The following is a 13,439-nucleotide window of genomic DNA, read 5'->3' as shown; positions in this document are numbered from 1 at the left end:
TGCGTGAGTGCACGTGAGGAGCAAACAGAACACTGGCAGGCCCCGTCGACGGCGGTGCCGGTCGACGCCACCGTCACGGTGCCGGGTTCGAAGTCTCTGACCAATCGTGCACTCGTACTGGCCGCGCTGGCCACCGCCCAGGGGCCCTCCACTGTCAGCGGCGCACTGCGCAGCCGCGACACCGACCTGATGATCGACGCGATCCGCACCCTCGGCGTCAGCGTCACGGCAGCCGACCACGACGACACCGAGCTGACCGTCAGCGGCCGCATCGCGCCGGCCCCGGATGCGCGCGTCGACTGTGGACTGGCCGGCACCGTGCTGCGGTTCGTGCCCCCGGTCGCCGCGTTGGGCACGGCCTCGGTCACCTTCGACGGCGACGAGCAGGCCAGGTCCCGGCCGATCTCCCCGTTGCTCAACGGGCTACGTGGGCTCGGAGTCGAGGTGGACGGCGACAGTCTGCCGTTCGCGGTACTCGGCCGGGGCGCCGTGGCCGGCGGCACCGTCGAGATCGACGCGTCGGGTTCCTCGCAGTTCGTCTCCGGGCTGTTGTTGTCGGGTGCGACCTTCACCGACGGGCTCACCATCGTGCACACCGGAGCCTCGGTGCCGTCGGCTCCGCACGTCGCGATGACGGTGGCGATGCTGCGCGACGCCGGTGTTCAGGTCGATGACTCGGTTCCCAACCGCTGGCGGGTCTCCCCCGGGCCGGTCGCCGCGCGGGCCTGGCACATCGAACCGGATCTGTCGAACTCCACGCCCTTTCTGGCCGCTGCGATCGTCACCGGCGGAACAGTGCGGATCGCCGGTTGGCCGTCGGCCAGCATCCAACCCGCCGACACGATCCTCGACCTGCTGACGAAGGTGAATGCGACTGTCCACCAACGTGATACCCACTTGGAGGTCAGTGGCGCCGAAGGATATGGCGGGTTTGACGCCGACCTACACGACGTCGGCGAGCTCGCTCCCACGGTGGCCGCGCTGGCCGCATTGGCCGCTGACGGCTCGACGTCGCGGCTACGGGGTATCGCGCACCTGCGCGGACATGAGACCGACCGGCTGGCCGCACTGACCACCGAGATCAACGGACTCGGCGGCGACTGCTCGGAGACCGAGGACGGCCTGCTCATCACCGCGCGGCCGCTGCACGGCGGGACCTGGCGCTCCTACGCCGACCACCGGATGGCCACCGCAGGGGCGATCATCGGCCTGCGGGTAGCCGGTGTGGCGGTGGAGAACATCGAGACCACCGCCAAGACCCTGCCCGACTTCCCGCTCATGTGGGAGCAGATGCTGGCGGGCGACCCGTCGACTGGCCCGCACAAAAAGGGGAAGTAAACCACCTTGGGAGCGCGGGATTACGACGAGTCCGATGTCCGGATCAGGCCGGGCCGGGGTACCCGTCCGCGCACCAAGATCCGCCCCGACCACGCCGATGCCCAGTCCGCGATGGTGGTCACCGTCGACCGCGGCCGCTGGGGCTGCGCCCTGGATCGCGATCCGCATCACCGCGTGGTCGCGATGCGGGCCCGTGAACTGGGCCGCACCCCGATCGTCGTCGGCGACGACGTCGACATCGTGGGCGACCTATCCGGCCGCCCGGACACCCTGGCCCGGATCGTCCGCCGTGGTGAGCGCCGAACAGTGTTGCGCCGCACCGCCGATGACACCGATCCGACGGAACGGGTGGTGGTCGCCAACGCCGACCAGCTGTTGATCGTGGTGGCCCTGGCCGACCCACCGCCGCGCACCGGTTTCGTCGAACGCGCACTGATCGCCGCCTACGCCGGCGGGCTGAAACCAGTGCTGTGCCTGACGAAATCCGATCTGGCCGCCCCAGAGCCGTTCGCCGCGCAGTTCGCGGATCTGGACCTGACCATCGTCACGGCGGGCCGCGAGGATCCACTCGATGCGGTCGCACCGCTGCTGACCGATCAAGTCACCGTGTTCCTCGGGCATTCCGGGGTGGGCAAGTCGACGCTGGTGAATCGCCTTGTCCCGGAGGCGGATCGGGCCACGGGCGAAGTCTCCGGAGTGGGCAAGGGCAAGCACACCTCCACCCAGTCGGTGGCGCTCCCGCTCGACGGCCAGGGCTGGGTGATCGACACTCCCGGCATCAGGTCGTTCGGGCTGGCACACATTCAACCGGACGACGTGATCAGGGCGTTCTCGGATCTGGCCGACACCATCGAGGACTGCCCGCGCGGCTGCGGCCATATGGGCCCACCCGCCGATCCCGAATGTGCGCTCGACACCCTGACCGGGCCGGCGGCGGGCCGCGTCGCGGCGACCCGTCACCTGTTGACCGCTCTGCGGGAAGCCTGACCTGCCCCGACGTCTCGGCGACTATGGTCGCTGAACGTGGCTACTTACGTTCTCACCGGCAGCGCCTCTGGTCTTGGGGCGGCAACCAAGAAACGGCTGGAATCCGACGGGCATCGGGTGATCGGCGTCGACCTGCGCGGGGCCGACGTGAACGTGGACTTGAGCACCCCGGACGGACGTGCGGAGGCGATCGTCAAGGTCACCGAGCTGGCCGACGGCGGCATCGACGGGTTCGTCCCGTTCGCCGGTCTGGCCGCCGCAACCGGCCGTCCGGCGGACCTGCTCATCGCCGTCAACTACTTCGGCGCCATCGAGCTGCTGGAAGGTCTGCGTCCACTGCTGGCCGGCCGGGAGAACGCGTCGGTGGTGCTGATCAGTTCGAATTCGACTACCACTCAGCCCAATTGGCCGGTGGAGCTGGCCGAAGCCTGCCTGGCCGGTGATGAGACGGGCGCCAATACCGTCGCCTCCACCTACGGCGATTTCGCGGCCCTGCAGGCCTACCCGGCGACCAAGGCCGCCCTGGCGTACTACGCCCGCACCAAGTCCGCGGAGTACATCGCCGACGGCATCCGGCTCAACGCGATCGCACCGGGGCTCATCGACACTCCGATGACCCAGGAGGGCCGCAAGGATCCGCTGACCGGTGCGGGAATGGAGCAGTTCCTCAAGACGATCCCAGCGGGGCGCGGCGGACGGCCCGAAGAGGTGGCTGCGCTGGTGGCGTTCCTACTGGGTCCCGATTCGGGTTACTTCGTCGGGTCGGTCATCTTCGTCGATGGCGGTATCGACGCCGCCTTCCGGGGCAAGGACTGGCCGAAGGTCTGGGAACTCAACATGTAACGGGGTCAGTGCTTGGTCTTGGCCTGGTCGGCCGCAGCCTGCTGCTGTTCCTGCTCGGCCTGCTGCTTGGCCGCCGCGATGGCGGCGCGCCCCTCCGGGCTCGCCGCCGAGTTGCCCGGCGTCTTGGCCGAGGCCACCCCGGCGTTGCAGTTCAGGTTGAGCAGCACGGTGTCGGTGACGGGCGCGAAGTTGTCGCCCTTGTGCCAGGATGCCTTTTCCGAGCTCGCCACCACGCAGTCGTCGTCGGCCTCGGAATCACCCGAACGGGTCGCAACGACACCCTTCATCCCGGCATCGGACAGCTCGGACTGCACGTCGGAGTATTTCTGCCCGGCGTAGTCGTCGGCCGCGGCGATACCGGTGGCCAGTGCACCGACCGGAACGGCCGAGGCGCCCAGCACCATGGCAGCCGCAAGTAGCTTCCTCACGAACGCAGAATATGAACGACGACTGCGAGGACCCTGGGAGTGCGTCGGGCAATTGCTTGGAATTCGAGCGCAACGTGAAGAAGGTGTCGAGAAATCAGCGATTTCTCGACACCTTCTTCACATTCGACCAGCTCAGCGGCGGCGCCAGCCCCGCACGGTCGCGATGGCCGTCTTCAGACCACGACGACGTCCCGTCGTCGGATCGGTGACGCCGTACCCGTCGAGCTCGGTGAACATCCGCTCACTGCGCGTTTCCGGGGCATTGTCGGCCGTGTCCTTCAGGAACCGGTCCGGCAGCGACAATTTGGCGATCGTGCGCCAGGTCTTGCCGTACTGCACCAGGAACGGTCCCGTGGTGTAGGGCAGGTCGTACTTGTCGCACAGCGCCCGTACCCGGACCGCGATCTCGGCGTACCGATTGCTCGGCAGATCCGGGAACAGGTGGTGCTCGATCTGGTAGCTCAGATTGCCGCTCATGAAGGCCAGCACCGGACCTGAGTTGAAGTTGGCGCTACCCAGCATCTGGCGCAGGTACCACTGGCCGCGGCTTTCACCGACCATGTCGGTCTTGGTGAATTTCTCTGCGCCATCGGGGAAGTGGCCGCAGAAGATCACCGCGTTGGCCCAGACGTTGCGGATGACGTTGGCCACCGCATTGGCCTTCAAGGTGGACTTGAAGGTGGCGCCGGGCGACAACGACGTGAGCGCGGGCCAGACCACGTAGTCCTTGGCCAGCTGGTGGCCGGCCTTGACGCCGAACTCACGTACCCGGACGAGCGTCGCGTTGCGATTGTCGCGACCCTTGAAGATCTTGCCGAGCTCCAGGTGCTGCAACCCGACGCCCCACTCGAAGCCGATCGCGAGAAGGGTGTTGAAGAGCAGGTTGCCGTAGAGGTTGAACGGCTTCCACTTGGCATCCCGGGTCACGCGGATGACGCCGTAGCCCACGTCGTCGTCCATGCCGAGGATGTTCGTGTACTTGTGATGCATGAAGTTGTGGGTGAACCGCCAGTGCTTGGACGCCCCGCTCATGTCCCACTCCCACGACGAGGAGTGAATCTCGGGATCGTTCATCCAGTCCCACTGGCCGTGCATGGTGTTGTGGCCGATCTCCATGTTCTCGATGATCTTGGCCACGCCCAGGGTGATGGTGCCCGCCCACCAGGCGGAACGCTTCGAGCTCGCCGCGAGCATGACGCGGGCGGCGACGTCGAGCGCACGTTGCGCCGCGATGGTGCGGCGGATGTAGCGGGCGTCCCGCTCACCACGGGAGTCTTCGATGTCTTGTCGGATCGCGTCGAGTTCGATGCCCAGATTCTCGATGTCGGCTTCGGTCAGATGCGCGAATGCGGGAACGTCGGTTACTGCCATCGTCAGCCTCCTCTCAATTACCTACGGTAGCGTAACCTACGACCCCGTAGGTTACTAGCCAGTAAAGCTTAGACATCCAGGACGCAGTCGCCGGAAGCGGCGGAAACACACGTCTGGATCCTGGTACCCGGGTCATGCTCGACGCCGGTGCGTAGATCGCGGACATGCCCTTCGACCAGGCCCACCACACAGGACTGGCAGATCCCCATCCGACAGCCGAACGGCATCTGGATCCCGACCTGCTCCCCCGCGTCCATCAACGGCGTCGCGCCGTCGATCGTGACCTCCTTGCCGCTGCGCTCGAACGTCACCGTGCCCCCGGCGCCGTGCGGAGCCGCCCGCGACACCGCGAACCGTTCCAGGTGCAGGTGCTCGGCGATACCGGCGGCCTCCCACACCTGTTCGGCGTCGTTGAGCATGCCTTCGGGCCCGCACGCCCACGCTTGACGCTCACGCCAATCGGGAACCAACTCACCGAGTTGCGCCAGATCAAGCCTGCCTTCGGTCCGGGTGCTGCGCAACAACAGCCGGTAGCCGGGATGCGCATCGTGCAGCTCCGCCAACTCCTGGCCGAACATCACATCGGATTCGGTTGGCGCGGAATGCACGTGCACGATGTCGGTGATCTGGCCCCGTCGCACCAGGGTGCGCAGCATCGACATCACCGGAGTGATGCCCGAGCCCGCCGTCACGAACAGGACCGTGGCCGGCGCCGGTTGCGGCATGACGAAGTTGCCCTGCGGCGCGGCCAGCCGCACCACGGTTCCCGGACGCAGCCCGTCGACCAGGTGAGTCGACAGGAACCCCTCGGGCATCGCCTTGACGGTAATCGCGATGGTGCGCGCGGATTTCTCCGGCGTCGAGGTCAGCGAATACGACCGCCAACGCCAGCGCCCGTCGATCAGCACACCGATGCCGATGTACTGACCGGGCTCATAGTCGAACGAGAAACCCCAGCCCGGCTTGATCACCAAAGTCGCCGAGTCAGCGGTTTCCCGCCGCACCTCGACCACCCGGCCGCGCAACTCCCGGGCCGACCACAACGGGTTGGCCAGCTTGAGGTAATCGTCGGGCAACAGCGGCGTGGTCACCTGACCCAAGATGCGGCGAAGCGCGTTCCACGCGGGACGGTGCTCGGCGCCGGCAACGGTAGGGCGAACCGTGTCGGCCACATTGGCCGAGACCTTGATCGAGTTCTTGGCCATGAACCTACGGTACCGTAGGTTACTGCCCCGTAGCTAGTCGTACGCCGGCTCTCACAGGTCAGGACGCCAAAGTGTTCTTGTACGTTTTCCCGTCCTTCATGATCACTTTGAAATTCCGTTCCGGGTCGGCAACCAGGTCCAACTGAGCCAGCGGGTCACCGTCGACCAGCAGGAGATCCGCCAACGCACCCTCCTGCACCACGCCCAGCTTTCCGGCGTACGGGCTGCGCTTGCCTGACATCGCCAGCAGTTCGGCGTTGGTTCCGGTGGCCATCGTCAACGTCTCGGCGGGCGAGAACCACTTGCCGAGCCCGGCCAACAGCGCGCCCTGTTTCGGCGCCAGCTGCGGCGAGAACAGGATGTCGGTGCCGAAGGCCGTCTTGAGCTTGTACTTGCGGGCCAACTGATAGACGTTGCTGACGCCGTCGACGATCTCCTTGGCCTTGGCGGCCTCGTCGGAGCCCGGCGGAAACGCACCGATCATCTCGGCCGGGATGGGCTGCGTGCTCAGCCAGATGTTCTTGTCCGCCATCTCTTTTGCCGTCGCCTCATCCATCAGATGGGCGTGCTCGATGCAACTGACGCCGGCGCGGATCGCCTGCTGGATGGTCTGCGGGGTGTAGGCGTGTACAGCGACATAGGTGCCCCAGTTGCCGGCCGCTTCGGTGGCCGCCCGAAGTTCGGGTTCGGTGAAGGTGGTGACGTCGAGCGGGCTGTGTGGGGACGACACCCCGCCCCCAGCGGTCAGCTTGATCTGTGAGGCACCCTGGAACAGCTGCTCGCGGGCACGCATCCGCACCTCGTCGGGGCTGTCGGCCACCATGGCGGCGCCGAGTTCCTCCTGACGCGACTGCGGGTCACCGGAATTGCGGGGTAAGTCCGCGGACGTACGGAAGTCACCGTGGCCGCTGGTGACGGTGATGATCGCGCCCGACGGGAAGATGCGCGGTCCGTCGATGACACCTTCGTCGATGGCTTTCTTCAGCCCGAAGCTCGGGCCACCGAGATCGCGCACCGTGGTGAATCCACGCATCAAGGTGTCGCCGGCCTCGGCGCCGGCCAACAGGTTGAGGTACCCCGGATCCAAGGTCGTCAGCTGTGTCACCGGCGGCCGCACGAGCATCGTGTGCCAGTGGTTGTCGATCAGGCCGGGCATCAACGTGCGCCCGTCGCCGTCGATCACCGTGGCGGCCGGATCAGCCGGGAGCTCCTCGGTGGAGATCCGTTCGATCCGGTTGCCTTTCACCCGCACATTCGACGGCGCCGACAGCCGATCACTATGGCCGTCAAAGATTTTCACGTTCCGGAAGTCCGTCGTGGCCACCTCGGCGTCCGTGGCCGGCGGCGCCAGAGGCTGCCGGGACTCCGTCGGGGCCGCCGACTCGGTCGGGCCTGCCGACGGGGCGTCACCCCCGCCGGTCGAACACGCCGCACTCGCCAAGACCACGGCCAGCACCGCCAACAGTCCGAATCCGCGCATCGAAATCCCCGTCTCGTCGATCAGAGCAGTTCGAGCAGGAACGGCAATTCCTGCGGGGCGTACCACGCCAGGTCGTGATCCTGGGCGTCTCCCACCGTGAGTTCGGCGTCCTCGTCGCCCATGTCCGCCTCGTCGATGACGTCGACCGCGGCCAGCACCGCCGACTCCGCATCGGCATTGTCGACGTACACCGCGACCACGGCATCGATCGGCAACGGCCCGGACAGCCGCACCACGGCGTCATCGAGATCAGGGCGAATCGTGACCTCCACGTCCGCCCCGGGGTCGGCCACCACGACGGCCCGCCGCGGCGGCAGGCCCGAATCGGACGGGCCGCCGGCCAGCAACCGCAGCGAGGCCAGCGCGGCCTCACGCAAGGCCACCTCGGCGAGTTCGTCGTCGTCGCCCTCGGCATAGGCCTCCCGCAACGTCGGGGTGACCGCGAAGGCGGTCCCGTTCACGACGAGCAGGTGACGGTCGGCGACCAGCTTCTGCAGGGCGACCAGGGTCGTCGGGATGTAGACGCGCACACCGCGAGGTTAATCGTCGACGGCGTCTCTGCGGTCGTCGGCTTGCGGGTCTTTCTCCACCGAAATCACGAAATCGTCGCCGTGCTGGGTGACACCGGAGACCACCGCATCGTTGACCGCCTCCAGCGCGTACTCGCGGCGCACCACCAGTGGGTCCTGGCGGAGGTCTCGCACCAGCGCCACCGCGAGACCGATCATCACCAGGACGAACGGGACCGCGACGATGATGGTGATCGACTGCAGACCGTTCAGGGCGTCGGCCCCGCCGACCAGCAGCATCACCGCCGCCACCGCGCCGGTGGCGACACCCCAGAAGATGACCGTCGGGCGGGTGGGTTTGATGGTGCCCCGCTCGGACAGCGAACCCATCACGATCGACGCGGCGTCGGCGCCCGACACGAAGAAGATGGCGACCAGCACCATCACCACGACACTGGTGACCGTCGCGATCGGATATTCACCGAGCAGGCTGAACAGCTGCCGCTCCTGGCTGCCCATTCCGGCCAGATCCACGCCGTTCTCCTGCTCGAAGATCGCCGCACCGCCGAACACGCAGAACCACACCACCGACACCACGCTCGGTACCAACAGGACCCCGGTCACGAACTGCCGGATGGTTCGACCGCGGGAGATCCGGGCGATGAACATGCCGACGAACGGAGTCCACGAGATCCACCACGCCCAGTAGAAGATCGTCCACTTCTGCAGCCAGGTGCTGACCACTTCACCTTCGGCGCCGGTCCGGGCAGCCATCTGCGCCAGCTGATCCACATAGCTGCCGATGGAGGTCGGGATCATGTTCAACATGAACATCGTCGGGCCGACCAGGAAGATGAACAGGGCTATCCCGACTGCCAGCACCATGTTGATGTTCGACAGCCATTGAATGCCACGGGCGACACCGGACACCGCCGACAGCACGAACGCCACGGTGAGGATCGCGATGATGCCGACCAGGATGGCGTTACCGGTTTCGCCGATCCCGGCGACGATGTGCAACCCGCTGCGGATCTGTAGCGCACCGAGCCCCAGCGAGGCGGCCGATCCGAACAGCGTGGCGAAGATCGCCAGCATGTCGATCACCTTGCCCCACGGCCCGTTGGCGTGTTTGCCCAGCAGCGGCTCGAATGCCGCCGACACCAGCTGCAACCGGCCCTTGCGGTAGACGCCGTAGGCGATGGTCAGGCCGACGACGGCGTAGATCGCCCACGGATGCAACGTCCAGTGGAACATCGTGGTCGCCATCGCGGTCTCGGCTGCCCGGGGATTGCCCGGGCCGCCGGTCCCCGGCGGCGGGGAGGCGAAATGCGACAGCGGCTCGGACACCCCGAAGAACATCAGACCGATACCCATGCCGGCGCTGAACATCATCGCCACCCAGGACACGGTGCGGAACTCCGGCTCGTCGTCGTCACGGCCCAGCGGAATGTTGCCGTAGCGACTCATCGCCAACCAGATCACGAAGATCACGAACCCGGACGCGGTCAGGACGAACAACCAACCGACATCGGCCATCACCCAGCCGAGGGCGTTCTTCGAGGCGCTGGCAAGCGAATCCGTGCTGACGAATCCCCAGACCAGGAATGCGAGCGCGATGACGGCGGTGACCCCGAAAACCACCCAGTCCACGCCGGCACGGCGGGTGTAGGCCTTCTGCTCTACCGGGACGTCGAGTACCGGGTGGTGGGGCACCACCTCGGCAACCGACTTGAGCGCATCTTCGGTCTTCTTGACGACTGATCTCTTGGCTTCGTGCGTGTTCTTGTCGGGTCTACTGTTTCGTATCTCAGCTGGCATGATCAATTCATCAGACCGCGAATTGCAGCTCAGGTCAAACAGCCCACGCGCTTCGCCACGATTATCTTGCTGCCTCCAGCAACTCTTCGAGGGATTCGCGGAACAGGCTCGGCAAGACGTCGACGTCGCTCATCGCGTCCCGGTCGGCGTTGATCCCGAAGTACAGCATGCCGTTGTACGACGTGACCCCGATGGCCAGCACCTGGTTGTGCAGCAGCGGCGGCACCGCGTAGGTCTCCAGCAGCTTGGTGCCCGCGACATACATCTGCTTCTGAGCCCCGGGCACATTGGTGATCAGCAGGTTGAACAGCCGAGCCGAGAAACCTGTCGCCACCCGAATGCCCATGGCGTGCAAGGTCGGCGGCGCGAACCCGGACAGGGTGACGATGGTGCGCGCATCGACCAGGCTGGCGGCGGTGGAATGCGATTCGGTGGCGTGGGCGATCTGCGACAGCCGTACCACCGCATTGCCCTCGCCGACCGGGAGGTCGACCAGGAACGGCGATACCTCGCTGATGGCCTGGCCCGGTCCCGTGGAGTCCAGCTCGGCATCCGGGTACACCGACATCGGCGCCATCGCCCGGACCGTGGTGGTCGGGTTGACCGGTTCCCCGCGCGACAGCAGCCAGTTGCGCAGCGCGCCGGCCACCACCGCCAGGACGACGTCGTTGATGTCGCAGTTGTAGCGGGCGCGCACCAGCCGGTAATCCTCCAGCCGGTGCTCGTCCACCGAGAATCTGCGGTTGCGCGAGACCGTGGTGTTGAGCGGACTGCTCGGGGCCGTGCCGCGCGCCACCGTGCGGGCCACATCGGCCACCCGACGGCCCACCGCCGCCAGTTCGCTGGCACTGGTGGCCACCTCGGTCACCGTGTCGCGCAAGGCGGCGAGCTGGGTGGTGGGGCGGGTGATCCACTCCCCGATCGCACCGAGCATCAACTGGCGGTCGCTGGGTTCGCGGGCCGGGATCCAGATGTCCTCGCCGAACTCCGGCGGCTTCTGCGCCCGATCGACGATGACGTGCCCGATCTCAAGCGCGGTCATCCCGTTGACCAAGGCCTGGTGCGTCTTGGTGTAGATGGCGATGCGGTTCTTGGTCAGCCCTTCGACCAGGTACATCTCCCATAGCGGACGGGTCCGGTCCAACGGCCGCGAGCCGAGCCGGGCGATCAGGTCGTGCAGCTGCGCGTCGCTCCCCGGAGACGGCAGCGCCGAGCGCCGAATGTGGTAGGTGATGTCGAAATCCCGGTCGTCCACCCACACCGGACGGGCGAGGCCCAGCGTCACCTCACGCACCTTCTGCCGGTAGCGAGGGATCTGCGGCAGCCGGTGCTCGACGGTCTCCAGCAGGGTCTCGTAACTCAAGCCGGCCCGCGGCTTGCGGAGGATCGACAAGGACCCCACATACATCGGCGTAGCGGTGTTCTCCAGGTGGAAGAACGCTGCGTCGGACGCCGACAGCCTGTTCACCATGCGGCGCCAACCTCCCCTTCTCGCTCCCCTTGAACCCGTCACGTTAACCGGCGAATCTGCTGCTCCGCATCACGGGTGCTACCGCGCGTCAATTTCACGCCGGAGCTACCGAGCGTTCATCCCGGGATCACCGAGAGCTCCCAGCGGCCACTGCCCTCCAACTGCAAACGTGACCGGTGATGCCGGTCGATGGTGGACCGGTGCCCCACACTGACCACCACACAGTCGGGTAACCGTTCCCGCACCAGCCCATACATGGCGTCCTCGAGTCCCTCGTCCAACGCGGAGGTCGACTCGTCGAGGAACACCACCCGTGGACGGACCAGCAGCACCCGCGCGAAGGACACCCGCTGTTGCTCGCCCAGGGACAGCACCGACGCCCAGTCGGCCTCCTCGTCCAGACGCTCGGTCAGATGCCCGAGGGCCACCGCCCGCAAGGTGTCCCGCAGTTCGCTGTCGCCCACATCGGCAATCGGCAGCGGGTACACCACCGAGGCCCGCAGGTCACCCAGCGGCAGATACGGCAGTTGGGGCAGGAACAGTGTCGACCATCCGGACGGATACTCCGCCAGTCCCCGGGCCCTCGGCCACAACTCGGCCAGACTGCGCAGCAGGGTGGTCTTACCGCACCCGGACGGCCCCTTGACCACCACGCTGTCCCCCGGGTTCAGCACCATCGACAGATCCGCGATCAGCGGACTCCCCTGCAGGTCGTCGACCTGCACCTCCGTGAGCGCCAGCGAATCGCGGGTGGCAGCGACCGAGATCCGGGGCAGCTCCCGGGCCTGGCGATCGTGAGCGAGCATCTGATCGATGCGCATCAGGGCGGCCCGGTAGACGGTGAACTCGTCATAGCTGTCCCGGAAGAACGACATTGCGCCACAGACATTTCCGAACGCCGCAACGGTCTGCAGCAGACCGCCGAGCGTGATCTGCCCGGCGAAGAACCGTGGCGCCTGCACGATGTAGGGGATCATGCCCGTCGTCACGTCACCGACCCCGCGGTTCCAGCCGTTGAGGCGCAACTGCGCGAACACGATCCGCCACATGTTGGCGATGATCTCGGCGAACCGGGAGTGCAGCAGTGTCCGTTCACGCTCCCCACCGCGGTAGAACGCAACGCGCTCGGCGCTGTCGCGCAACCGCACCAGCGCGTAGCGGAAACTGGCGCTGAACCGTTCGTTGAGGAAGTTCAACCGGACCAGGGGGCGGCCGATCCAGAACGCGATGACCGTCACCGTGATCGAAAAGATGAACGCCACGAAGACCATCGCCCGCGGAATCACCCAGCCGCCCAACTGCAATGGCCCCGATAGTTGCCACAGCACCCCGGTGAACATGACGATCAACAAAGACTTGCTCACCGCCCCGATGCTCAGGTCGACCGACTTGGTGGTGAAGGTCTCGACGTCGGTCTGGATGCGCTGATCAGGGTTTTCCACCGGCGCATCCAGAAAGCGGTTGCGGTAGAACGCATCGCCGGCCATCCAGTCGTCGACCAGCCGCGCATTGAGCCAGACCCGCCAATGGATCGAGAAGACGCGACGCAGGAAGAGGTCCACCACGGTGTAGATGACGGTGAGTGCCACCAGAATCCCGCTGATCGCAAACGACGTCATGAACGCCTGTCGCGCGGCATCGAGTTTCGCGTCGTCGTGGGTGGCCAGTGCCTCCGAACCGGCCTGCACCGCATTCATCAGGTCCGCGTACTGGTAGGTGAAAATGACCACCACCCGCGCCGCGTACACGGTGTGCCACAGGATGAACGCCAGCAGCACCCAGGTGCGCCAACTGCCGGCGCCGGTGAAGAACGGTGCGTTGACCCGCCAGAACTGTTGTCCCCACCGGGTGAACCTCGCGATCAGCACCGCCACGGCGAGGAACACCACGAACGTGATCACCCACGCCTGCAGCGTCCACACCAGCGAGCGCAGCGGCTCGGCCGGCCAATCGATGCTGGGCTGAACCATTCTGTTCCCCCTGGTTCGA

Annotated in this window: 11 protein-coding genes; 3 read left to right on the top strand and 8 right to left on the bottom strand. The window is 66.5% G+C overall.

Features of this window, described 5'->3' with window-relative positions; translation table 11 throughout:
* Positions 1-3 precede the first annotated feature (3 nt).
* The 3 genes from aroA to AC4ELS_RS00850 are packed head-to-tail and all read left to right on the top strand — an operon-like array spanning position 4 to position 3,168.
* The gene (aroA, locus tag AC4ELS_RS00860; RefSeq protein ID WP_499045286.1) at positions 4-1,338 is read left to right on the top strand and encodes a 3-phosphoshikimate 1-carboxyvinyltransferase; all 1,335 of its coding nucleotides are present in this window, start codon (positions 4-6) and stop codon (positions 1,336-1,338) included.
* Between the two features lie 6 nt (positions 1,339-1,344).
* Positions 1,345-2,325 carry a ribosome small subunit-dependent GTPase A gene (rsgA, locus tag AC4ELS_RS00855; protein ID WP_064959518.1) on the top strand — a complete coding sequence of 327 codons (981 nt, stop codon included), beginning with the start codon at positions 1,345-1,347 and terminating at the stop codon, positions 2,323-2,325.
* 36 nt (positions 2,326-2,361) lie between these two features.
* On the top strand, positions 2,362-3,168 hold the full coding sequence (locus AC4ELS_RS00850; RefSeq protein ID WP_448442609.1) for an SDR family oxidoreductase: 807 nt from the start codon (positions 2,362-2,364) through the stop codon (positions 3,166-3,168).
* A gap of 5 nt (positions 3,169-3,173) precedes the next feature.
* Here AC4ELS_RS00850 and AC4ELS_RS00845 read toward each other — a convergent pair whose 3' ends face one another.
* From AC4ELS_RS00845 to AC4ELS_RS00810, 8 genes are all read right to left on the bottom strand, one after another.
* A complete protein-coding gene (locus AC4ELS_RS00845) occupies positions 3,174-3,572 on the bottom strand; it encodes a hypothetical protein (protein WP_174554268.1) in 399 nt (132 codons plus the stop codon).
* 156 nt (positions 3,573-3,728) lie between these two features.
* Positions 3,729-4,967, bottom strand: a complete 1,239-nt coding sequence (locus tag AC4ELS_RS00840) for a fatty acid desaturase family protein (protein WP_499045282.1) — start codon at positions 4,965-4,967, stop codon at positions 3,729-3,731.
* A gap of 68 nt (positions 4,968-5,035) precedes the next feature.
* A complete protein-coding gene (locus AC4ELS_RS00835; protein ID WP_064886418.1) occupies positions 5,036-6,172 on the bottom strand; it encodes a ferredoxin reductase in 1,137 nt (378 codons plus the stop codon).
* A 58-nt stretch (positions 6,173-6,230) separates the two neighbouring features.
* On the bottom strand, positions 6,231-7,652 hold the full coding sequence (locus tag AC4ELS_RS00830; RefSeq protein ID WP_499045279.1) for a metal-dependent hydrolase family protein: 1,422 nt from the start codon (positions 7,650-7,652) through the stop codon (positions 6,231-6,233).
* 20 nt (positions 7,653-7,672) lie between these two features.
* Positions 7,673-8,182, bottom strand: coding sequence for a DUF6912 family protein (locus tag AC4ELS_RS00825; protein WP_064959520.1), 510 nt, complete (start codon positions 8,180-8,182; stop codon positions 7,673-7,675).
* A gap of 9 nt (positions 8,183-8,191) precedes the next feature.
* Positions 8,192-9,979, bottom strand: coding sequence for a BCCT family transporter (locus tag AC4ELS_RS00820; RefSeq protein ID WP_499045276.1), 1,788 nt, complete (start codon positions 9,977-9,979; stop codon positions 8,192-8,194).
* A gap of 61 nt (positions 9,980-10,040) precedes the next feature.
* Complete coding sequence (locus AC4ELS_RS00815; protein WP_499045274.1) at positions 10,041-11,450, bottom strand: WS/DGAT/MGAT family O-acyltransferase; 1,410 nt, start codon at positions 11,448-11,450, stop codon at positions 10,041-10,043.
* 116 nt (positions 11,451-11,566) lie between these two features.
* Positions 11,567-13,420 carry an ABC transporter ATP-binding protein/permease gene (locus tag AC4ELS_RS00810; RefSeq protein WP_499045272.1) on the bottom strand — a complete coding sequence of 618 codons (1,854 nt, stop codon included), beginning with the start codon at positions 13,418-13,420 and terminating at the stop codon, positions 11,567-11,569.
* Positions 13,421-13,439 lie beyond the last annotated feature (19 nt).

The organism is Mycobacterium shunyiense, from assembly GCF_058270035.1.
Note: the sequence above shows the minus strand (reverse complement) of the source record. Positions and strands in the feature narration are given on the sequence as shown.